This is a genomic window from Roseateles sp. P5_D6 (assembly GCF_054049415.1).
This window is the reverse complement of sequence record NZ_JBFUMK010000015.1, coordinates 100,767-121,686: the sequence shown is the minus strand read 5'-3', so window position 1 is coordinate 121,686 and position 20,920 is coordinate 100,767. Positions and strand designations below refer to the sequence as shown.

Below are 20,920 nucleotides of genomic sequence, written 5' to 3'. Positions count from 1 at the left end.
GGAGACACACATGCAACACCCCCCGCACGACACGGGCTACGAGCGCAAGACGCTCGTGCTGATGGGACTGGGCTTCGGCCTGGTCGGGCTGGACCGCTGGATCATCGCGCCGCTGTTCCCTCACATCATGAAAGACCTGGGGCTGGACTACCAGCAACTGGGCACCCTGATCGGCGTCCTCAGCCTCACCTGGGGGGCCTGGGCCATCCTGATGGGGCGGCTGTCGGACAGCATCGGTCGCAAGAAGATCCTGGTGACGACGATGGTGGCGTTCTCGCTGCTGTCGGGCCTGTCGGGCCTGGCCAGCGGTTTCGCCAGCCTGATGTTGATCCGTGCCGTCATGGGCGTGGCCGAAGGCGCGTTCACGCCGGCCAGCATCGCCGCCACGGGCGAGGCCTCGCTGCCCGCGCGGCGCGGGCTGAACCAGGGGCTGCAACTGAGCATGTTCTCGCTGCTCGGCCTGGGCTTCGCGCCCATCATCGCCACGCAGCTGCTGCAGGTGCTGCCGTCATGGCACTGGGTGTTCATGGTGTCGGCGCTGCCGGGGTTGGTCGTTGCGGTGTTGATCGCGCGCACCTTGCGCGGCGATGCGCCGCCGGCACGCGCACCCGGGGCCGCCGCCGCCCCGGCGCCGCGTTGGAGCACGCTGCTGCGCTCGCGCAATGTCTTGCTGGCCACGCTGGCCGTGCTGTGCGCCATGGCCGGCATCTTCGTCATCAGCGCGATGGTGCCGATCTACCTGGAGCATGTGCTCAAGCTCAGCACGCAGGAGATGGGCTACGTGGTGTCGGCCATCGGCTTCGGCGGCTTTGTCGGGTCCTTCGGCCTGTCGGCCCTGTCGGATCGCATCGGCCGCAAGCCCGTTGCGATCAGTGCCTTCATCGGCTCGGCCGTGCTGCTGTATGCCTTCGGGCAGACCGGCGCCAACCCGCAGATGCTGTTCACCCTGCTGTTCGGCCTGTCGGTGTGCGCCTTGGGCTTGCTCGGCCTGATCTCGGGGCCCATCGCCACCGAGGCGGCCCCGGCTGGGCTCATCGCTTCGTCGGTCGGCTTCGTGTCGGGCGCGGGCGAGATCTTCGGCGGCGGGCTGGCACCCGTCCTGGCGGGCTATGTGGCCCAGCACCACGGCCTGCCCGCCACGCTGCACGTTGCCCTCGCGGGCTTCATCTGCGGGGCCATCGCGTCGCTGTTCCTGCTGGAAACCGCGCCGTGTCGCCAGCAGCGCAGCGGCCTGCCCGTGGAGGGCGGGCTGACCTCGACCTCACTCTGATTTCCCGCACGGGCCGGTGAGCCCGAGATTTCTACAAAACCGGAGACAACATGACAAGACATACCCGCCATGCGCTGGCGGTAGCGGCAGCGCTCGCCCTGCCCACCGCTTCCCACGCCTTTGACATCGAGTTGCCCAGCAGCGACTACAAGCTGCGCCTGGACTTGACGCCCAAGTACAGCACCGCCGTGCGGCTGAAGAACCCGTCCGACGCGCTGACGCGGCTGGACGTGGCCAAGGACCCCGGCACCGTCAATGAGGACGACGGCGACCACAACTTCAAGCGCGGCCAGATCTCCAACCGTTTCGACCTGCTGGCCGAGATCGACCTCGCCGGCCCCGGCTGGGGTGCCCGAGTGAGCGGCAACGCCTGGCGCGACTCGGTCTATCTGCGCCAGAACAGCTATGCCGGCACCGCGCTGTATGCCGGCGGCCATGCCCTCGGCCCGGTGATCCCGACGTCCAACACCTTTGGCGGCCAGGCCAGCAACGACTTCCTGCCCGACACCCGCCGCCAGCATGGCCAAAGCGGTGAGTTCCTCGACGCCTTCGTCTACGTGAAGGGCGAGGTCGGTGGCATGAAGAGCACGGTGCGCATCGGCCGCCACACGCTGCAATGGGGCGAAAGCCTGTTCTTCGGCCAGAACGGCATTGCCAACGCGCAGGGGCCGGTCGACGTCGCCAAGATCGTGTCCGTGCCCGGCTGGCAGTTCAAGGAAGTGCTGCTGCCGGTCGAGCAGATCTCGGGTTCGCTGCAGATCGCCGAAGGCATCTCGCTGGGCGCCTACTACCAGCTCAAGTGGCGGCCGAGCAAGATCCCGGGCGTTGGCAGCTTCTTCTCCAATCAGGACTACGTCGGCACGGGCACCGTCAACTTCGGCCTGACGCCGCAGGGCGCGCCCATCCTGCTGAGCTACGACAAGAGCAAGGACCTGCGGCCACGCAACTCGGGGCAGGGCGGCGTGCAGCTCCGCCTCAGCCCGACGGGCGGCGACTACGAGTTCGGCCTCTACGCGGCGCAGTACCACGACAAGACGCCGGCCGTGCCGGTGTTCGACTTCGTCAACGGCAACGTGCACCTCGCCTACGGTGACGACATCAAGACGGTCGGCGCCAGTGTCACGTCGTCGGTGGGCCAGCTGAACTGGGCCGTTGAAGGCTCGGTGCGCTGGAACGCGCCGCTGAACAGCGACCCCGCCGTGCTGGGCCTGGGCCCCGTGCTGGCCTGCGGCGGCAGCGCCAACCCCTGCTTCGCCGTCGGCCGCACGGCCCACCTGCAGGCTTCGGGCATTTACGTGCTGCAACCCGGCGCGCTGTGGCAGGGCGGTGCTCTGGTGGCCGAGCTGGCCTACAACCACCGGCTCAGCATCACCAAGGACATCTTTGCGACGCCGACCGGCGCCAGCATGGGCATTGGCGGCCTGGACCCGAACACCACCAAGGGCGCCTTCGCCTTCCGCATGCTGTTCGAGCCGCAGTACTTCCAGGTGCTGCCGGGGCTGGACCTGTCCGTGCCCATCGGCCTGGGCTACAACTTTGGCGGGCGCTCCTCGTCCATCGCCAACTTCGCCGGCGGCGCGGCCAGCGCGGGCGACTACAGCATCGGCGTCAAGGGCAAGTACCAGAACGACTGGAACTTCGCGCTGACCTACAGCGACTTCTTCGGCACCGCCAAGACCTTCACCGAGACCCTCGTCGCCGGCAGCGGCTCGCCGCGCCAGCTCACGTTCGGCCAGTCGCTGCGCGACCGCGCCAACGTCAGCTTCACCGTCTCGCGCACTTTCTGAAGCCCCACGGAGCACTTCACATGAACCGCACTCATCTCAAGGCCACGCTGCTGGCCACCGCCCTGCTGCTGGCCGGCCCGGCCCTCGCCGCCGTGTCGGCCGACGAAGCCGCCAAGCTCAAGACCACGCTGACCCCGTTGGGCGCCGAGCGCGCCGCCAACAAGGACGGCACGATCCCCACGTGGGACGGCGGCCTGACCAAGGCGGCCGCCGGCTTCAAGGCCGGCGACGCCAGGCCCGACCCCTTCGCCGCCGAGAAGCCGCTGTACAGCATCAGCGCCAAGAACATGGCGCAGTACGACGCCAAGCTGAGCGATGGCGTCAAGGCGCTGATGAAGAAGTACCCCGACTTCCGCATCGACGTCTACCCGACCCACCGCACGGCCGCCGCGCCGCAATGGGTCTACGACAACACCTTCAAGAACGCCACGCGCGCCAAGCTGGTCGACAACGGCCAGGGCACCGAAGGCGCCTATGGCGGCACGCCGTTCCCCATCCCCAAGGACGGCTATGAGGTGTTCCAGAACCACCGCCTCGCCTGGGTCGGCACCTATGCGCAGGCGCCGGTGCGCGTCTGGGTCGTGACGGCCGACGGCAAGCGCGCGATGGCCTCCGGCGGTACGCAGAGCTTTCGCCGGCAGTTCTACGACCCTGAGGGCAGCCTGGAGAAGTTCGACGGCTATGCGGGCCTGGGCAAGTTCGTCGTCAGCGAGCCCGGCTCCAAGGCGGGCGAGGCCATCCTCGCTCACGACAACCTCAATGCCGGCAACCCGCGCGGCCTGTGGCAATACCTGGTGGGCCAGCGCCGCGTGCGCAAGGCGCCGTCGGTGGCCTACGACACGCCCGACTCGGTGACCTCGGGCATCGGCCTCTTCGACGAAGCCTTCATGCTCTTCGGCCCCAGCGACAAGCACAACCTCAAGCTGGTCGGCAAGCGCGAGCTCTTCATCCCCTACAACAACAACCGGGCGGCAGCGGCCAAGGTGGCGGACCTCGTCACCCCCAACACGCTGAACCCGAGCGTCGTGCGCTGGGAGCTGCACCGCGTCTGGGAAGTCGAGGCCACGCTGGCCGAGGGCAAGCGCCATGTCGTGCCCAAGCGCAAGTACTACATCGACGAGGACAGCTGGCAGATCATCCTGTTCGACGGCTGGGATGCCAAGGGCGAGCTCTGGCGCACCAACTACACGCTGACCCTGCTGGCGCCGGACATCCCGGCCGTCATCGGCAGCATGTTCTGGGGCGGCTACGACCTGCAGACCGGCGCCTACTACCTGAACATGGCCAGCAACGAACTGGCCAGCCAGTACAAGATCGTCGCACCGCTGCCGCGCAGCTTCTTCAGCCCCGAAGAGCTCGCCAACGAAGGGGCCAGGTAATGCGCAGGCTGGCGTTCCTCGCGCTGGCCTGTGCGGTGTCCGCCCAGGCCGCCGCACCGGCGCCGGCCGCGTTGTCCGAGCCGGCGCTGATCAGCCCCAAGGCGCTCAGCGCGGCGACGCTGGCCGTCGCCCGCGCCGGTGAGCGCCTCGTCGCAGCCGGTGAACGCGGCACGGTGCTGTGGTCGGATGACGGCGGCAAGGCCTGGCAGCAGGCTGCGGTGCCGGTGCGCTCGGGCCTCACGGCGCTGCGCTTCGTCGATGCCAACAACGGCTGGGCCGCCGGGCATCTCGGCGTCATCCTCAAGACGAGCGATGGCGGCAAGACCTGGCACAAGCAGCTGGACGGCCTGCAGGCCGCGCAGGCCCTGTTGGCCGCAGCCACCGACGACGCCGGCCGCCGCGCCGCGCAGCGCATGGTGGAGGAGGGCGCCGACAAGCCCTGGTTCGACCTTGAGGCCATAGACGCCCGCCAGGCCATCGCCGTCGGCGCCTACGGCCTGGCCATGGTCACGCGTGACGGTGGCGCCAGCTGGCAGCCGCTGCCCACCCGCGCCACCAACCCGCGCGGCCTGCATCTCTACGGCGTTCGCGTCGTCGACGGGCAATGGTTCATCGCCGGCGAACAAGGCCTGCTGCTGCGCTCCAGCGACGGCGGCGCCACATTCACGGCCCTGGCCTCGCCCTACAAGGGCAGCTTCTTCGGCCTGCTGGTCTCGCATTCCGGCACGCTGCTGGCCTACGGCCTGCGCGGCAGCGTCTACCGCTCCGGTGATGCGGGCGCCAACTGGGACAAGGTCGAGCTCGGCACGCCGCTGAGCCTGCAGGCCGGCATCGAACGGCGCGGCGGGCTGACGCTGCTGACCCAGACTGGCGAGCTCTTCACCAGCACCGACGACGGCCGCACGTTTACGCGCCAGCCGCCTCCCGCCGGACCCTTGCCCGCCGCCGGCCTGGCCGCCGCACCAGACGGCGCCTGGGTCATCGCCAGCCTGCGCGGCACCCGCCGCGCGTCACCCACTCCCTGACCTCGACGATGCACGCCGCCACCGACACGCTGGGCACCCAACCCGTGGTGACCCAGCTCGACGACTTCGACACCCGCTCCGGCTCCTGGGCCGAGCGGCTGCTCTTCAACCATCGGCCCTGGGTGATGCTGCTGTGCCTGCTGGCCACGCTGTGGCTGGGCCAGCAGGCCTTCAAGCTGACGCTCAACGCCAGCTTCGAAAAGACCATCCCGACGCAGCACCCCTACATCGCCAACTACCTGGCGCACAAGGGCGACCTGGGCGGCCAGGGCAATGCGCTGCGCATCGTCGTCGAGGCTCGCAAGGGCACGATCTACGACAAGCACTACCTGGAGGTGCTGCAAAAGATCAGCGACGAGATCTACCTGATGCCGGGCGTGGACCGGCCCTTCATGAAGTCGCTGTGGACGGCGAACACGCGCTGGGTCGCCGTGACCGAGGAGGGCCTGGACGGCAACACCGTCATGGGCGACAGCTACGACGGCTCGCCCGCCGCGCTGGCCGAGGTGCGTGCCAACGTCGAGCGCTCCGGCGAGATCGGCCAGATCGTCGCCGGTGACGCCAAGTCCAGCATCGTTTTTGTGCCGCTGCTGGACGTGAATCCCAAGACCGGCCAGGCGCTGGACTACGGCGAGCTGGGCCGCCAGGTCGAGGCGCTGCGCAGCAAGTACGACAGCGACGCCATCGCGCTGCACGTCACCGGCTTCGCCAAGGTCATGGGTGACCTGATCGAGGGCTTGCAGCAGGTGTTGGTGTTCTTCGCCGTGGCCCTGGTCATCTGCGCCGGCGTGCTGTGGGCCTACACCCGCTGCGTGCGCAGCACCGCGCTCGTGGTCGCCTGCTCGCTCATCGCCGTGGTCTGGCAGTTCGGCCTGCTGGCGCTGCTTGGCTATGCGCTGGACCCGTACTCGGTGCTGGTGCCCTTCCTCGTCTTCGCCATCGGCATGAGCCATGGCGCGCAGAAGATGAACGGCATCATGCAGGACGTCGGCCGCGGCACGCATCGCGTGGTGGCCGCGCGCTACACCTTCCGCCGCCTCTTCGTCGCTGGCCTCACCGCGCTGTTGTGCGACGCCGTCGGCTTCGCGGTGCTGGCCCTGATCAAGATCCAGGCCATCCAGGACCTGGCGCTCGTCGCCAGCATCGGCGTGGCGGTGCTGATCTTCACCAACCTCGTGCTGCTGCCCATCCTGCTGTCCTATGTGGGCGTGGGCGCGGCGGCAGCCAAGCGCAGCCTGCGCGACGACCCCGAGTTCAACCCAGGCGCGGGCAGCTCGTGGATGTGGCGCCAGCTCGACCGCTTCACGCAGCGCGGCCCGGCGCTGGTGGCCCTCGGTGTGTCGGCCGCACTGGCCGTGGCGGGCTATGCCGTCAGCACGCGGCTGCACGTTGGCGACCTGGACCCCGGCGCCCCCGAGCTGCGCGCCGATTCCCGCTACAACCGCGACAACGACTACGTCACCCAGCACTACGCCGCGTCCAGCGACATCCTCGTCGTGATGGTTGCCACGCCGGAAGACCAGTGCACCCGCTACGGCACCTTGGCCAAGGTCGACCAGTTGGCCTGGCAGCTGGAGCAGTTGCCAGGCGTCGAGTCCACCAACTCCATGGCCGCGCTGTCCAAGCTCGCGATGGTGGGCTACAACGAGGGCCAGCTGAAGTGGTACGAGCTGATCCCCAACGACAGCGCGCTCGGCGGCGTGCAGACCCGTGCGCCGCGCGAGCTGTTCAACCAGGGCTGCTCCTTCCTGTCGCTCTACGTCTACCTGAAGGACCACAAGGCCGAGACGCTGAGCACGGTGGTGAGCACGGTCGAGGGCTTCATCAAGGAGAACTCGACAAAGGACGAGCGCTTCATGCTCGCGGCCGGCTCGGCCGGCATTGCGGCGGCGACCAATATCGTCGTCAAGCAGGCCATGAACGAGATGCTGTGGTGGGTCTACGGCGCCGTTGTCGTGCTGTGCTGGGTGACCTTCCGCTCCTGGCGCGCCGTCGTCGTGGCCGTGCTGCCGCTGGTGCTGACCTCCATCCTGTGCGAGGCACTGATGGTGGGCCTGGGCATGGGCGTCAAGGTCGCCACGCTGCCGGTCATCGCGCTGGGCGTGGGCATCGGCGTGGACTACGCGCTCTACGTGCTCAGCGTCATGCTGGCCAAGCTGCGCGCGGGCGAGAGCCTCTCGGCGGCCTATCTGCACGCATTGCAGTTCACGGGCCGCGTGGTGATGCTGACCGGCGTCACGCTGGCGCTCGCCGTGGGCACCTGGGCGCTGTCGCCGATCAAGTTCCAGGCCGACATGGGCATCCTGCTGGCCTTCATGTTCGTGTGGAACATGGTGGGAGCGCTGGTGCTGGTGCCGGCGCTCGCGCACTGGCTGCTGAAGCCAGCCCGGAGCGCTTGAAGTGAAGACCAAACAAAGCCACAGAGGCACAGAGGCACAGAGGCAGCGGGATGAAGGTCCCTCTGTGTCTCTGTGCCTCAGTGGCTGTGTTCTCTTGGCGCACGTCGCCTCGGACAACTGAGATGAGGCCGTGGCATCGCTGGTTCGCCAGCCTGGTGGGCCGCATCTGGCTGGGCATGGGCGGCTTGCTCGTGCTGATGCTGGTCATCGCCGGCATCGGCCTGGTCCAGTCGCAGGCCGTTGAGACCCAGCTCCTGTCGGCCCAGGCCGAGGCGCAGCGCCTGACGGCGGCCGGGCGTCGCATGCACGACCGCGTGACCGACGCCTACCTGGCCACGCTGCTGGCCACGATGGTCGACGACCCCGAGGACCTGAAGTTCGAACTGAACAGCCTGGCCAAGGCGATGGCGGCTTACGACGAGCAGTTCAAGGAGGTCTTTGATCAGCCGTCCGCCGAAGCGCTGGCGCAGCGCGCCGACGAGCTGCGCCGTGCTGAGACCGAACTGGCGCCCTTGCTGGCCAGTTCCGTCAAGCGCTTGCAACGAGCGGCCGAGGATGCGGGCGCCGGCTACCAGCACGACTCGGCCATCCAGGAGCTGGTGGTCAGCAGCCTCAAGCCCTTGTTCGACCAATGGCTGCGCGCCATCGACGCGCTGGACACCACGGCCGCCGAGGCCAGCGAGGCGGCCAGCGCGGAGGCCTCGGCCGCTGCCCGCTTGGGACGCTGGGCGCAGGCAGGCATCGTCGCGGTGGGCCTGGCCATCGGCCTGATCGCAGCGTTCGGCGTGGCACGCAGCCTCACAGCGCCGGTGCGCGCGGCGGTGGCCGTGGCCTCGCGCGTGGCCGAGGGCGACCTGGGGCAGGCCGTTCCGCCGGGCGGTCAAGACGAGATCGGCCAGCTGCTGCGCTCGCTCGGCGACATGCAAGGCGGCCTGCATCGTCTGGTGGCCTCGGCACGGGACGCCGCCGAGCAGATCGACGTCTCCGCCGGTGAGGTCGCGTCGGGCATCTCGGACCTCTCCCACCGCACCGAGCTTGCCGCCGCCGAACTGCAGCGCACCGCCGCCGCCACAACCCAGCTCTCCGCTGGCGTGCGGGCCCTGGCCGAATCCGCGGGCAGCGCGGGCGCCGTCACGCACGGTGCCACGCAGGCGGCCCTGGCGGGCAACAACTCGATGGGCCAGGCCCAGCAGTTGATGGGCGCCATTGGCCGCAGCTCCGAGCGCATCGCCAGCATCGTGGGCGTCATCGACAACATCGCGTTTCGGACCAACATCCTGGCGCTCAACGCCGCCGTGGAAGCCGCCGGCGCAGGCGAGCACGGCCGGGGCTTTGCCGTCGTGGCGGGCGAGGTGCGTTTGCTGTCCAAGGGCGTGGCCGACGCGGCGCGCGACATCCGCCGGCTGGTCGAGTCCTCGGCCGACGAGGTCAAGGCCGGCCAGGCGCTGGTCTTGCAGGCCGGTGGCGCCATGCAGGAGACGGTGGCGGCCGTGCAGCGGCTCACCGACTTCCTTGGTGGCATTGCCGCCGCCATGCCCGGCCAGGCGAGCCAGGTGGCCGCCGTCGACAGCGCCGTGCAGGCGCTGGAGCAGGTGACCCAGCAGAACGCGGCGCTGGTGGAGCAGGGCGCCGCCTCGGCCGTCGCGCTGGGCGACCAGGCGCACCGGCTGAAGTCGCTGGTGGCGGTGTTCCGGCTCCAAGAGGAGGAGGGCTCATGAACTGGCGCCCATTGCTTTTGCTGCTGCTGGGCCTGTTGCCGCTTGCCGCGGCGGCCGAGCAGGCGCCCCTGGTGCTGGGTCAGTCGCTGCCGCTGACGGGCGCCGCCTTCCCGATCAGCAACCGCGTGCAGGCTGGCGCCAAGGCCCTGGTGGAGCGGGTCAACGCCAACGGCGGCATTGGCGGGCGGCGGCTGGAGCTGGTGAGCCTGGACGATGGCGGCGACAGCCAGCGCCGCGCGGCCAACCTGCGCAAGCTGGCCCGCGAGCACCAGGCCATCGCCTTCGTCAACTGCCTGGGCGAGCGCGCCTGCCTGCAGACCGCCAGCATCGCCCGCGAGTTGAACGTGCCATTGGTCGGTCCGTTCTCGGGCGCCGCCGCGCTGCACCAGCCGGCCCAGACTACGGTGTTCAGCCTGCGGCCCGATGACCGGCGCGAGGCCGAGGCGCTGGCTGCGCAATTGCGAGCCATCGGTATCGAGCAGGTCGCACTGCTCGGCGACGGTGACGAGCCGGCCCGCGAGCGAGCCCTGTCGGCGGCGTTGCAAGCCGCTGGTATCCGGACCCATGCGCTGGCGATGCAGGCAGATTCCGCCGCCACGCTGCGCGAGCTGGCCGCCGTTGCGCCGCAGGCCCTGGTGCTCAATCTCGGTCCCGAGTCGCTTGACCTGCTGACCCGCCACGAGGCCGCCTGGCGCGCCGCGGTGCCGCTCACCGTGGCGGCACTGTCGTCGCCGGGGCTCACGCAGCTGACGCGGCTGCTGCGTGACCGGCTGATCGGCTTCACCAGCGTCGTGCCCAACCCCGAGATCTCGCAGCTGCCGCTGGTGCGCGAGTTCGAGCGCGACGCGGAAAGCCACGTCGGCCCCGAGGCCATCAGCCTGGAGGGCCTGGCGGCCTACCTGCATCTGCGCGTCTGCGTCGAGGCGCTGCGCCGCGCCGGCAACCGCGTCGACGGGCCTGCGCTGGCGGCCGCGCTGGAGAACCTGGGCGTGCTCGACCTTGGCGGCTTCAGCGTGCGCTTCAGTCCCCGCCAGCACCGCGGCTCCGAGCACGTCGAGATCGGCCTTCGCGGCCGCGACGGGCGCCTGCGGCGATGAACTTCACTTTCCCAGTCCCTCAAAGGAGACATTCCATGCTCGATCTGCACCTGCAACACGTGCTCGCCCAAGCGGCCGGCGCGCCCGACCTCTGTGACCTGCCGCCCGAGGCCTGTCGCGGCCTGTACCGGCAGATCTGCACGTTGGCGACCGTGCCGCCCGCCGACGTCGACGTGACGCCGCATGAGGCCCGCTTCGGCGGCCAGGACGTGCGCGTGCGCATCTACAAGCCCCGCAACGCCGCTGGCGCCTTGCCCGTGGCGCTGTACTTCCACGGCGGCGGCTTCGTGCTCGGCGATCTCGAAAGCTATGACGCCGTCTGCCGCCAGCTCTGCGCCGACAGCGGCGTGATGGTCGTCAGCGCCGCCTACCGCCTCGCGCCCGAGCATCCCTACCCGGCAGCCATCGAGGACAGCTTCGCCGCGCTCGGCTGGGTGGCCGAAGCCATCCGCAGCTTTGGCGGCGACCCCAGCCGCCTGGCCGTGATGGGCGACAGCGCTGGCGCCGCGCTGGCTGCCGCCGCCGCCTTGATGGCGCGCGATGCGGGCGGGCCGGCGATTGCCTTCCAGCTGCTCGTCTACCCGCCGGCCGCCGGTGGCCATGACGGCGACTACCCGTCCCGCGAGCAGCATGCCGCCGGCCCGACGCTGACGAAGCGGACGATGGACTACTTCAGCCGCCACTACTTCGGCGCCAGCGGCAAGGCGCCCGACTGGCGCGGCGCACCGCTGCTGGCGCCCAGCCTCGCCGGCCTGCCGCCGACGCTGCTGGTGCTGGCAGCCCATGACGCACTGCGTGACGAGGCCATGGCCTACGGCGAGGCGTTAGGCGCGGCCGGCAACGCCGTCACCGTCGTCGAGTACCACGGCCTGGCGCATGGCTTCATCAGCATGGCCGGCGCCGTGCCGGCGGCGCGGCTGGCGCTGGGGCAGATGGCGAGCGCCTTGCGGCAGGCCTTGCAGGCGTGATCTCCTGGTTTCACCCATGCCATATCGAAACTGGCATGGGTTGAGAGGAAATCGCCATTGGATTGTTGTCGCGCAATGCCGTACACCTGCAGCCACAACAACCGAGACAAGAGAACATCCCATGGCATTGAATCGCAGGGGCCTGATCAGCGCGGGCCTCACCGGCATCGCCGCGTCCACGCTGCCCGCTCAGGCTGCCTCCACTGCAGCCACGCCCGCCAAAGGCCTGCTGGCCCCCACGCCGCCGATGGGCTGGAACAGCTGGAACAGCTTCGCGACCACCATCAACGAAGCCCAGGCCCGCGAGACCGCCCGCATCATGGCGGACAAGCTGCTGCCGGCCGGCTACAACATCTTCACCATCGACATCCAGTGGTACGAGCCCACGGCGTCAAGCTACAGCTACAGCGCCAACCCCGAGCCGGCGATGGACGGTCACGGCCGGCTGATCCCCGCCGTGAACCGGTTCCCGTCCAGTGCCGAAGGCCGCGGTTTCGCGCCGCTGGCGGCGGATGTCCATGCCATGGGCCTGAAGTTCGGCATCCACCTGATGCGCGGCATCCCGCGCCTGGCCGTGAAGCGCAACCTGCCCATCCTGGGCACGCCCTACCGCGCCGCTGACATCGCCGACACCAGCAGCGTCTGCACCTGGAACCCCGACATGTACGGCGTGGACATGCGCAAGCCCGGCGCGCAGGCCTACTACGACAGCGTCTTCGCGCTCTACGCCTCCTGGGGCGTGGACTTCATCAAGATGGACGACATGAGCCGCCCCTACGACGCCCATGCGCCGGAGATCGAGGCCGCCCACCGTGCCATCCAGCGCACGAAGCGGCCGATGGCGCTCAGCCTGTCGCCCGGCGAGACGCCCGTGAGCCGCGCCGAGCACGTACGCCAGCATGCGCAGATGTGGCGCATCTCCGACGACTTCTGGGACGACTGGCATGCGCTGGACGCCCAGTTCACGCGCCTGGAGAACTGGAACCCCTGGCGCCGGCCGGGCGCCTGGCCTGACCCGGACATGCTGCCGCTGGGCCGCCTGGCCCTGGGTGAGCGCGACACCAAGTTCACCGCCGATGAGCAGCGCACGCTGATGACGCTGTGGGCCATCACCCGCTCGCCGTTGATCATGGGCGGCGACCTGCGCCACCTGGACGAGCCGACGCTCGCGCTGCTCACCAACCCCGAGGTGCTGGCCGTGGACCAGGCGAGCGCCGACAACCGGCCGCATTTCGTCGAGGACTTCGTGCGCATCTGGTCAGCCCGGCCCGCCGACGGCAAGGGCCGCTACGTCGCGCTGTTCAACCCGACGGACAAGGCCCGCGAGGTCGGCATCGCGCTGCGGGACCTGGGTCTGGACGGCGTGCGCCAGGTGCGCGATCTGTGGGCGCGCAAGCCTCTCGATGCGGCATCGGGCCGCTTCGCCCAGCAGCTGCCGTCGCATGGCGCCGGGCTCTACCGGCTCAGCTGACAGCTCAGCGGGCGACCTTGGCGAGCAGCTCCTGCAGCAGAAGGCGCTCGCCGCTGGACAGCACACGGTCCAGCGCTCCTTCAGCGACCTGCAGCGCCGCGAGGCTTTCCCCGGCCAGGCGCTCGCCTTCGGGCGTGAGCCGCAGGTGCAGCGCGCGGCGATCATTGGCGTCGCGTTCGCGCTCGACCCAGCCGCGCTCCTGCAGGCGGTCGAGGATGAGCGTCATTTGCGGTGCCGGCACGCGCAGCAGGTCGCACAGGCGCTTCTGCGTGGTGTTGCGGTTGGAGAGGATCAGCTGCAGCAGCGTGAACTCCACCGGCCGCAGGCCAAGCGGCTCGCCCACGCCCTGGCTGAACAGCTGGTTGGTTGTGACGGCCGCGCGCGCGATGGCGTAGCCCAGCGTGTGGGCCAGGCGGGACTGATCGAGGGGAGGGGACTTCTCGCGGGTCGGGCTCATGGGTTCGCAGGATAACCATGGCCTGCTGGCCGCCGTGGTTGTCAAAACTCTTCGGTGTCGATCTCGGCCTGTGTGGCGGCGCTGTAGCGCGCGCCGCTGACCGTGTGGCGGTTGATCAAGGTGTCGAGCCGGGCGAGTGTGGCGGCGTCGAGCGCCAGCTGCGGCGCCGCGAGCAGGTCACCCAGGTGATCGGGGCGCGAGGTGCCGGGGATGGGGACGATGTCGTCACCCTGGTGCAGCAACCAGGCCAGCGCCAACGTGGCCGGCGCGCAGCGCAGCCGGGCCGCTTCTGCTTCGAAAGCGTCCAGCAGGCGCAAGTTGGCGCTGTAGTTCTCGGGCGAGAAGCGCGGCATGGCGCGGCGGATGTCCCTGGGCTCCAGCTTGCTGATGTCGCGCAGCTCGCCGCCGAGAAAGCCGCGCGCCAGCGGGCTGAAGGCGACGAAGGCGATGCCCAGCTCACGGCAGGCTTCCAGCACGGCGATCTCGGCGTTGCGCGTCCACAGCGAGTACTCGGTCTGCAGCGCGGCAATCGGGTGCACCGCATGGGCGCGCTTCAAGGTGGCGGCAGAGACCTCGGACAGGCCCAGCGCGCGAACCTTGCCCGCCTGCACCAGGTCGGCCATCGCGCCGACGCTGTCCTCCACCGGCACCTTGGCGTCCAGCCGGTGCAGGTAGAGCACGTCGATGACGTCGGTGCGCAGCCGCTTCAGGCTGGCCTCGACGCTGGCGCGGATGGTGTCTGGCCGGCCGTCGATGACGCGCACACCGTCCACGCCCTGCATGCCGCATTTGCTCGTCAGCACGATGCGCTCGCGGTGCGGGGCCAGCAGGCCGCCGAGCAGTTCCTCGTTGGCGCCGAAGCCGTAGAGCGCCGCTGTGTCGAACAGCGTGATGCCGCCGTTGAGCGCGCCGTCCAGCACGGCCGCGGCCACGTCCCGCGGTGGCGGCGTGCCGTAGGCATGGCTCAGGTTCATGCAGCCCAGCCCCACGGCCGAGACGTGGAAGGGACCGATGTGGCGTGTCTTCATGCGGCGGCGTTGAGTTGTTGTTCCAGTTGGTGCAGCACGCGGTAGCAGGGCAGCACTTGCGCCACGCTGCTGTTGGGCTCGCGGCCCTCGCGGATGGCGGCGAAGAACTCGCGATCCTGCAGCTCGATGCCGTTCATGGACACGTCCACCGCCGACACGTCGATCTTGTTCTCCTTGCCATCGAACAGGTCGTCGTAGCGCGCCAGGTAGGTGCCGGTGTCGCCGATGTAGCGGAAGAACGTCCCCAGCGGGCCGTCGTTGTTGAAGGACAGGCTCAGCGTGCAGATGGCGCCGTTGGCGGCCTTGAGCTGGATGCTCATGTCCATCGCGATGCCCAGCGTCGGGTGGATGGGGCCTTGCAGCGCATGAGCCTGGACGACCGGGCTCTGCGCCTGGTAGGCGAACAGGTCCACCGTGTGCGCGGCGTGGTGCCACAGCAGGTGGTCGGTCCAGCTGCGCGCCTGGCCGAGTGCATTCATGTTGGTGCGGCGGAAGAAGTAGGTCTGCACGTCCATCTGCTGGACGTTGAACTCGCCGGCCGTGATCTTCTTGTGCACCCACTGGTGGCTGGGGTTGAAGCGCCGCGTGTGACCGCACATGGCGACCAGGCCGGACTTCTGCGCGATGCTGATGACCTCCTCGCCATCGGCCAGCACGTCGCACAGCGGGATCTCCACCTGCACATGCTTGCCCGCCTTCAGGCAGGCCAGGGTCTGGCTGGCGTGCATCTGCGTGGGCGTGCAGAGGATGACGGCGTCGACTTCGGGCAGAGCCAGCGCATCGGCCAAGTCGGTGGTGACGTGACCGATGCCGTATTTGTTCGCCACCTCGCGGGTCTTGTCCAGGTCACGGCTGATCAGCGAGACGACTTCGACGCCGGCTATGTTCTTGATGCCGTCCAGGTGCTTGATGCCGAAGGCGCCGGCGCCGGCCAGCGCAACACGAATTGGTTGAGTCATGTGTTCTCCAGAATCAGATGGCCGACCGCCGTGTTCGAGGCAGGCACGTGATAGAAGCGATGCGCGACGCGCGGTGCCGAGCCACCGTTGACGTCGGCCATCGCGCCGCGGGCGATCAGCCACATGACGAGCTCGATGCCTTCCGAACCGGCTTCGCGCACGTACTCGTCATGCGGCACGCGCGACAGGGCGTCGGGCTCGGCGATCAGGCGGTCCAGGAAGCGGGTGTCCCACTCGCGGTTGATGAGACCGGCACGCGGGCCTTGCAACTGGTGGCTCATGCCGCCGGTGCCCCAGATCTGCACATTCAGGTCCGGCCCGAACGACTCGACCGCGCGGCGGATGGCCTGGCCCAGCATGAAGCAGCGCCGCCCCGACGGCACCGGGTAGTGCACGACATTGACCGCGAACGGGATGACGGTGCAGGGCCAGGCGCCTTTCACCGGGTCGGGCTGGCCGCACATCAACGACAGCGGCACGGTCAGGCCGTGGTCCACGTCCATCTTGTTGACGATGGTCAGGTCGAAATCGTCCTGGATGACGCTGTGCGCGATGTGCGCGGCCAGCTCCGGGTGGCCGATGACGGTCGGCACCGGGCGCGGGCCCCAGCCCTCGTCGGCCGGCTCGAAGCGGGCCGCGGTGCCGATGGCGAAGGTGGGAATCAGGTCGAGGCTGAAGGCCGTCGCGTGGTCGTTGTAGACCAGGAAGACGACATCCGGGCGGTTGTTGTCGAACCAGCGCTTGGAAGGTTCATAGCCCGCAAAGACGGGCTGCCAGTAAGGCTCGGTGGTCTTGCCGAGGTCCAGTGCCGCGCCGATGGCGGGCACATGCGAGGTGTAGACGGAAGCGGTGATGCGGGCCACGGTTACTTCTTCCCTGCTTTGCCTTGCGGCTGGCGGTGCGCCTGCGCGTCGCCGTCCTCGCCAACGCGGCGGTTGCCTTCTACGGAGCGGCCACCGGCGATCATCATGTTGCGGTACTCCTCTTCGGTCATGCCGGTCATGCTGCCCGCCATCTGCTGGAAGCTCTTGCCGTCGGTCGCGCCGATCTTGGCCAGGAAGTAGATGTTGCCGCCCAGGCGGATGCACTCGTTGAGGTCGCGTGCCAGCACCGCCGCCTTCTGCGCATCGGTCATCGGCCACTCGTCGAGATAGGCGCGCTCGTCGGCCTTGAAGCGGGCGCGGTTGTCGGCCTTCATCAGCGACATGCAGAACTGGTTGAGCCAGTAGCCCTTGCGGGATTGTTCGGCGTCGAAGATGGTGGTGCCGGGGATGTCGGTGTAGGACTTGTCGAGCGGCATCAGCTTTCCTCCGGCCAGTACAGGCGCATGGGGTTGTCCACCAGCAGCCGGCGTTGTAGCTCAGGCGTCGGGGCGATGTGGGGGATGAAGTCGACCAGCAGCCCGTCGTCGGGCATGTGGTCCTTGAGGTTGGGGTGGGGCCAGTCGGTGCCCCACAGCACGCGGTCAGGGAACTCATCCATGACGCGGCGGGCAAAGGGCAGGACGTCACGATAGGCGGCCTGTTCGCCGTCCAGCGCGCGCGGGCCGGTGACGGACAGGCGCTCGGGGCAGCTGAGCTTGCTCCACACGTTGTCGTTCTCGCGCATGAACTTCAGGAAGAGCTCGAACTCGGGGCCGTCCACTGGTTTGCTCACATCCGGCCGGCCCATGTGGTCGACGACGACGGTGGTGGGCAGCGCGGTGAAGAAGTCCCACAGCTCGGGCAGGTCGGCCGCCTCGAAGTAGATGACGACATGCCAGCCCAGCCTGGCGATGCGCGTGGCGATCTCCTGCAACTCATCCTTGGGCGTGAAGTCCACCAGCCGCTTGACGAAGTTGAAGCGAACGCCGCGCACGCCGGCCTCGTGCATGCGTTGCAGCTCGGCATCGCTGATGCCGCGCTTGATGGTGACAACGCCGCGGGCCTTGCCGCCCGAGCTTTGCAGCGCGTCGATCAGCGCGCTGTTGTCGGCGCCATGGCAGGTCGCCTGCACGATGACGTTGCGCGCAAAGCCGAGGTGGTCGCGCAGTGCGAACAACTGTTCCTTGCTGGCGTCGCAGGGCGTGTACTTGCGCTCCGGCGCGAACGGGAACTGCGCGCCGGGGCCGAAGACATGGCAGTGCGCGTCGACGGCGCCGGCCGGGACTTGGAAACGCGGTTTGGAAGGAGCGGCGTACCAGTCCAGCCAGCCAGGGGTCTTGGTGAAGTCCATGGTTTCAGTCGATGTAGCGCAGGCCGGCTTTTTCCAGCGGCTCACGCATCTTGTACATGTCGAGGCCAAGCACGCCGGAAGCCAGCTTGGCGCGCTTCTCGCCTTCGAAGCTCTCGCGCTTGAGGGCGGCTTCCAGCGTGTCGACCGCACGCGCGGACGGCACGCAGACGACGCCATCGTCGTCCGCCACGATGACATCGCCCGGCGTGACCCACATGCCGGCGCAGACGACGGGGATGTTGACCGAGCCCAGCGTGGCCTTGATCGTGCCCTTGCTGCTGATTGCGCGGCTCCAGACCGGGAAGCCCATCTGCTGCAGTGTCTTCACGTCGCGCACGCCGGCATCGATGACGAGGGCACGCGCGCCGCGCGCCTGGAAGGAGGTGGCGAGCAGGTCGCCGAAGTAGCCGTCGGTGCAGTCGGCGGTGACCGCCGCGACGACGATGTCGCCGGGCTGGATCTGCTCGGCGGCGACATGCATCATCCAGTTGTCGCCGGGTTGCAGCAGCACGGTCACGGCCGTGCCCGACACCTGCACGCCGGCGTAGATGGGCCGCATATAAGGCTTGAGCAGGCCGACGCGGCCCATGGCCTCGTGCACGGTGGCCGAGCCCAGCGCGGCCAGGCCGTCGGCGGCCGTGCGATCGGCCCGTTGGATGTTGCGGTAGACGACGCCGAGTTCGTACATATCAAAGACCCTTGGCTTTCAGTTGCGCATCCAGGCGCGGGAAGACGCGGCGGGCATTGCCCTCGTAGACGGCGTGGCGATCCTCGTCGCTGAGATTGGCCGTGGCCTCGACGTAGCGCTTGGTGTCGTCGTAGTAGTGGCCGGTCTCGGGATCGATGCCGCGCACGGCGCCGATCATCTCGCTGGCGAACAGGATGTTCTTGACCGGGATCACCTTGGTCAGCAGGTCGATGCCTGGCTGGTGGTAGACGCAGGTGTCGAAGAAGATGTTGTTCAGCAGGTGCTCGCTCAGCAGCGGTTTCTTCAGTTCCTGGGCCAGGCCGCGGAAGCGCCCCCAGTGGTAGGGCACCGCGCCGCCGCCGTGCGGGATCAGGAACTTCAGTGTCGGGAAGTCCTTGAACAGATCGCTGGTCAGGCACTGCATGAAGGCCGTCGTGTCGGCGTTCAGGTAGTGCGCGCCGGTGGTGTGGAAGCAGGCATTGCAGCTGGTCGACACATGCACCATGGCCGGGATGTCGTACTCGACCATCTGTTCGTAGATGGGGTACCAGTGCCGGTCCGACAGCGGCGGCGACGTCCAGTGACCGCCAGAGGGGTCGGGGTTGAGGTTGATGCCGACATTGCCGTACTGCTCCACGCACTTGACCAGTTCGGGGATGCAGGTGGCCGGGTCCACGCCGGGGGACTGCGGCAGCATGGCCGCGGGCACAAAGTGATCTGGGAAGAGCTGGGCCACGCGGTAGCAGAGCTCGTTGCAGATGGCGGCCCAGGTGGCGGACGTGTTGAAGTCGCCGATGTGGTGGGCCATGAAGCTGGCACGCGGGCTGAAGATGGTCAAGTCCGAGCCGCGCTGCTTCATCAGCTTGAGCTGGTTGGTCTCGATGGACTCGCGCAGCTCGTCGTCGCTGATCTTCAGCTCGCTGGCCTTGGGGGCGCGCGACGGGTCCTTGAGGCCGGCGATCTGCAGGTCGCGCCAGGCGCCGAGGGCCGCCGGTGCGGTCGTGTAGTGGCCGTGGACGTCGATGATCATCAGAGCTTCTCCTTGTTGTCAGTGCGCGAGTGCCGTGCGGGCAGCGCGGCCGTCAGGGTCATCGGCGAAGCCATCGGCATCACGCTTGATCCACAGCGCTGCGGCGGCGAGGGCGCCGGGCACGGCCAGCACCAGGAAGACGGTGCCGATGCTGGCATGCATGGCAGCCATTTGGGCCACCAGCAGCGAGCCCAGGATGCCGCCGAAGCGGCCGATGCCCAGCATCCACGACACGCCGGTGGCGCGGGCGTTGGTGGGGTAGAAGGCCGCGGCCAGCGCCGGCAGCGAGGACTGCGCGGTGTTCATCAGCACGCCGGCCAGGAAGACGCAGACAACCAGCGCAGCCACGTTGCCCGTCATCTGGCCGATGGACCAGATGGCCACCGACGTCAGCGCAAAGCCCAGGGCGACGATGCGGTTGGGCTCCACGCGGTCCATCAGCCAGCCGAAGAACACGGCGCCCACGCCGCCCAGCGGGAACAGGGCGGAGATGAGCGTCGCGGTGCGCGGCTCGATGCCGGCTTCCTTGAACAGCAGGGGCATCCAGTTGATCAGCGCATAGAAGATCACCAGGCCCATGAAATAGGCCACCCACAGCATCAGCGTGCCCAGGCGATAGGAGCGGGCCAGCACCTGTGCCAGGCCACCGCGCTCGTTGGTGACGACGCGTGTCTCGCTGAGCGTGAAGCGCTCGATCTGGTGCACCTGCGGGCCGGCGATGCGTGCCAGCGCGGCGCGGATGCGTTCGACGGGATGGCGGCGCGTGACCATGAAGCGCACCGACTCGGGCAGCAGCGTCAGCAGGCCGATCGTCAGCAGCAGCGGCGCGATGCCACCCAGCACCAGCACGCTCTGCCAGCCCCATTGCGGGATCATCCACGCGGCCAGGAAGCCGCCGAAGGCCGCACCGAGCGGGAAGCCGCAGAACATCAGGTTGGTCAGCGTGGAGCGGCGCGCGGTGGGGCAGTACTCGCTCATCAGCGTGACGGCGCTGGGCATGGCCGCACCCAGCCCGAGGCCGGTGATGAAGCGCAGCACGCTGAGCTCCGTCAGGTTGGTGGCGAAGGCCGAGGCCAGCGTGGCCACGCCGAAGAGCAGCACCGTCACCGTCAGCACGCGCTTGCGGCCCAGGCGGTCGGCGATGGGGCCGGACAGCAGCGCGCCGGCGGCCAGGCCGAAGAGGGCGGCGCTGAGCACCGGCGCCAGCATGGGCTTGGTGACGCCCCAGTCCTTGATCAGCGACGGCGCGATGTAGCCGATGGCCGCGGTGTCGAAACCGTCCAGCAGCACGACGAAGAAGCACAGCGCGAAGACGACCCATTGCCAGCCGGACAGCGGGTGGTCGTCGATGAGACGCTGCACGTCCACGGCGCGCGTGCCGGGGGCGGGGATCGGTGAGGTCTGCAAGCTTGTCTCCTGTTGTCGTTGGG

The 20,920-nt window shown here is 68.9% G+C and carries 18 protein-coding genes; 9 read left to right on the top strand and 9 right to left on the bottom strand.

Going from position 1 to position 20,920, the window contains the following annotated elements; translation table 11 throughout:
• Positions 1 to 10 precede the first annotated feature (10 nt).
• From ACXJKM_RS20305 to ACXJKM_RS20265, 9 genes are all read left to right on the top strand, one after another.
• Positions 11 to 1,270: an MFS transporter gene (locus tag ACXJKM_RS20305; RefSeq protein WP_457354742.1), complete on the top strand. Its 1,260-nt coding sequence runs from the start codon at positions 11 to 13 to the stop codon at positions 1,268 to 1,270.
• 50 nt (positions 1,271 to 1,320) lie between these two features.
• A complete protein-coding gene (locus ACXJKM_RS20300; protein WP_457354740.1) occupies positions 1,321 to 3,057 on the top strand; it encodes a DUF1302 domain-containing protein in 1,737 nt (578 codons plus the stop codon).
• 20 nt (positions 3,058 to 3,077) lie between these two features.
• A complete protein-coding gene (locus ACXJKM_RS20295; protein WP_457354738.1) occupies positions 3,078 to 4,436 on the top strand; it encodes a DUF1329 domain-containing protein in 1,359 nt (452 codons plus the stop codon).
• Positions 4,436 to 5,461: a WD40/YVTN/BNR-like repeat-containing protein gene (locus ACXJKM_RS20290; protein WP_457354736.1), complete on the top strand. Its 1,026-nt coding sequence runs from the start codon at positions 4,436 to 4,438 to the stop codon at positions 5,459 to 5,461. Before ACXJKM_RS20295 ends, ACXJKM_RS20290 begins: the two co-directional genes overlap by 1 nt.
• Before the next feature lie 8 nt (positions 5,462 to 5,469).
• Complete coding sequence (locus ACXJKM_RS20285; protein WP_457354734.1) at positions 5,470 to 7,860, top strand: efflux RND transporter permease subunit; 2,391 nt, start codon at positions 5,470 to 5,472, stop codon at positions 7,858 to 7,860.
• A 122-nt stretch (positions 7,861 to 7,982) separates the two neighbouring features.
• Positions 7,983 to 9,578 carry a methyl-accepting chemotaxis protein gene (locus tag ACXJKM_RS20280; protein WP_457354732.1) on the top strand — a complete coding sequence of 532 codons (1,596 nt, stop codon included), beginning with the start codon at positions 7,983 to 7,985 and terminating at the stop codon, positions 9,576 to 9,578.
• On the top strand, positions 9,575 to 10,675 hold the full coding sequence (locus tag ACXJKM_RS20275; protein ID WP_457354730.1) for an ABC transporter substrate-binding protein: 1,101 nt from the start codon (positions 9,575 to 9,577) through the stop codon (positions 10,673 to 10,675). The genes ACXJKM_RS20280 and ACXJKM_RS20275 overlap by 4 nt, the downstream gene beginning before the upstream one ends.
• A gap of 35 nt (positions 10,676 to 10,710) precedes the next feature.
• Positions 10,711 to 11,643 carry an alpha/beta hydrolase gene (locus tag ACXJKM_RS20270; protein WP_457354728.1) on the top strand — a complete coding sequence of 311 codons (933 nt, stop codon included), beginning with the start codon at positions 10,711 to 10,713 and terminating at the stop codon, positions 11,641 to 11,643.
• 121 nt (positions 11,644 to 11,764) lie between these two features.
• A complete protein-coding gene (locus ACXJKM_RS20265) occupies positions 11,765 to 13,114 on the top strand; it encodes a glycoside hydrolase family 27 protein (protein WP_457354726.1) in 1,350 nt (449 codons plus the stop codon).
• A gap of 4 nt (positions 13,115 to 13,118) precedes the next feature.
• Here the strand turns inward: ACXJKM_RS20265 and ACXJKM_RS20260 are convergent, their stop codons facing one another.
• Genes ACXJKM_RS20260 through ACXJKM_RS20220 form a run of 9 tightly spaced genes read right to left on the bottom strand, consistent with a single transcriptional unit; the run spans position 13,119 to position 20,897 of the window.
• Positions 13,119 to 13,571, bottom strand: coding sequence for a MarR family winged helix-turn-helix transcriptional regulator (locus ACXJKM_RS20260; protein WP_457354724.1), 453 nt, complete (start codon positions 13,569 to 13,571; stop codon positions 13,119 to 13,121).
• A gap of 41 nt (positions 13,572 to 13,612) precedes the next feature.
• The gene (locus tag ACXJKM_RS20255; RefSeq protein WP_457354722.1) at positions 13,613 to 14,599 is read right to left on the bottom strand and encodes an aldo/keto reductase; all 987 of its coding nucleotides are present in this window, start codon (positions 14,597 to 14,599) and stop codon (positions 13,613 to 13,615) included.
• Entirely contained in the window at positions 14,596 to 15,558 is a 963-nt protein-coding gene (locus tag ACXJKM_RS20250; protein WP_457354720.1) for a Gfo/Idh/MocA family oxidoreductase, read from the bottom strand. Before ACXJKM_RS20250 ends, ACXJKM_RS20255 begins: the two co-directional genes overlap by 4 nt.
• The gene (locus ACXJKM_RS20245) at positions 15,555 to 16,421 is read right to left on the bottom strand and encodes a class III extradiol dioxygenase subunit beta (protein ID WP_457354718.1); all 867 of its coding nucleotides are present in this window, start codon (positions 16,419 to 16,421) and stop codon (positions 15,555 to 15,557) included. The genes ACXJKM_RS20250 and ACXJKM_RS20245 overlap by 4 nt, the downstream gene beginning before the upstream one ends.
• Before the next feature lie 2 nt (positions 16,422 to 16,423).
• Complete coding sequence (gene ligA / locus ACXJKM_RS20240; protein WP_457354716.1) at positions 16,424 to 16,858, bottom strand: protocatechuate 4,5-dioxygenase subunit alpha; 435 nt, start codon at positions 16,856 to 16,858, stop codon at positions 16,424 to 16,426.
• Positions 16,858 to 17,772, bottom strand: a complete 915-nt coding sequence (locus tag ACXJKM_RS20235; RefSeq protein ID WP_457354714.1) for an amidohydrolase family protein — start codon at positions 17,770 to 17,772, stop codon at positions 16,858 to 16,860. Before ACXJKM_RS20235 ends, ligA begins: the two co-directional genes overlap by 1 nt.
• 4 nt (positions 17,773 to 17,776) lie before the next feature.
• On the bottom strand, positions 17,777 to 18,460 hold the full coding sequence (gene ligK / locus ACXJKM_RS20230; RefSeq protein WP_457354712.1) for a 4-carboxy-4-hydroxy-2-oxoadipate aldolase/oxaloacetate decarboxylase: 684 nt from the start codon (positions 18,458 to 18,460) through the stop codon (positions 17,777 to 17,779).
• A 1-nt stretch (position 18,461) separates the two neighbouring features.
• Positions 18,462 to 19,490, bottom strand: a complete 1,029-nt coding sequence (locus ACXJKM_RS20225; protein ID WP_457354710.1) for an amidohydrolase family protein — start codon at positions 19,488 to 19,490, stop codon at positions 18,462 to 18,464.
• 18 nt (positions 19,491 to 19,508) lie between these two features.
• Entirely contained in the window at positions 19,509 to 20,897 is a 1,389-nt protein-coding gene (locus ACXJKM_RS20220; RefSeq protein WP_457354708.1) for an MFS transporter, read from the bottom strand.
• Positions 20,898 to 20,920 lie beyond the last annotated feature (23 nt).

Bases quoted from the DNA above. Each gene is read 5' to 3' on its own strand.
- ACXJKM_RS20225 (WP_457354710.1), bottom strand. From the start codon at position 19,490: ATGATCATCGACGTCCACGGCCACTACACGACCGCACCGGCGGCCCTC.
- ligK (WP_457354712.1), bottom strand. From the start codon at position 18,460: ATGTACGAACTCGGCGTCGTCTACCGCAACATCCAACGGGCCGATCGC.
- ACXJKM_RS20270 (WP_457354728.1), top strand. From the start codon at position 10,711: ATGCTCGATCTGCACCTGCAACACGTGCTCGCCCAAGCGGCCGGCGCG.
- ACXJKM_RS20235 (WP_457354714.1), bottom strand. From the start codon at position 17,772: ATGGACTTCACCAAGACCCCTGGCTGGCTGGACTGGTACGCCGCTCCT.
- ACXJKM_RS20260 (WP_457354724.1), bottom strand. From the start codon at position 13,571: ATGAGCCCGACCCGCGAGAAGTCCCCTCCCCTCGATCAGTCCCGCCTG.
- ACXJKM_RS20285 (WP_457354734.1), top strand. From the start codon at position 5,470: ATGCACGCCGCCACCGACACGCTGGGCACCCAACCCGTGGTGACCCAG.
- ligA (WP_457354716.1), bottom strand. From the start codon at position 16,858: ATGCCGCTCGACAAGTCCTACACCGACATCCCCGGCACCACCATCTTC.
- ACXJKM_RS20300 (WP_457354740.1), top strand. From the start codon at position 1,321: ATGACAAGACATACCCGCCATGCGCTGGCGGTAGCGGCAGCGCTCGCC.
- ACXJKM_RS20275 (WP_457354730.1), top strand. From the start codon at position 9,575: ATGAACTGGCGCCCATTGCTTTTGCTGCTGCTGGGCCTGTTGCCGCTT.
- ACXJKM_RS20265 (WP_457354726.1), top strand. From the start codon at position 11,765: ATGGCATTGAATCGCAGGGGCCTGATCAGCGCGGGCCTCACCGGCATC.
- ACXJKM_RS20250 (WP_457354720.1), bottom strand. From the start codon at position 15,558: ATGACTCAACCAATTCGTGTTGCGCTGGCCGGCGCCGGCGCCTTCGGC.
- ACXJKM_RS20305 (WP_457354742.1), top strand. From the start codon at position 11: ATGCAACACCCCCCGCACGACACGGGCTACGAGCGCAAGACGCTCGTG.
- ACXJKM_RS20255 (WP_457354722.1), bottom strand. From the start codon at position 14,599: ATGAAGACACGCCACATCGGTCCCTTCCACGTCTCGGCCGTGGGGCTG.
- ACXJKM_RS20295 (WP_457354738.1), top strand. From the start codon at position 3,078: ATGAACCGCACTCATCTCAAGGCCACGCTGCTGGCCACCGCCCTGCTG.
- ACXJKM_RS20280 (WP_457354732.1), top strand. From the start codon at position 7,983: ATGAGGCCGTGGCATCGCTGGTTCGCCAGCCTGGTGGGCCGCATCTGG.
- ACXJKM_RS20290 (WP_457354736.1), top strand. From the start codon at position 4,436: ATGCGCAGGCTGGCGTTCCTCGCGCTGGCCTGTGCGGTGTCCGCCCAG.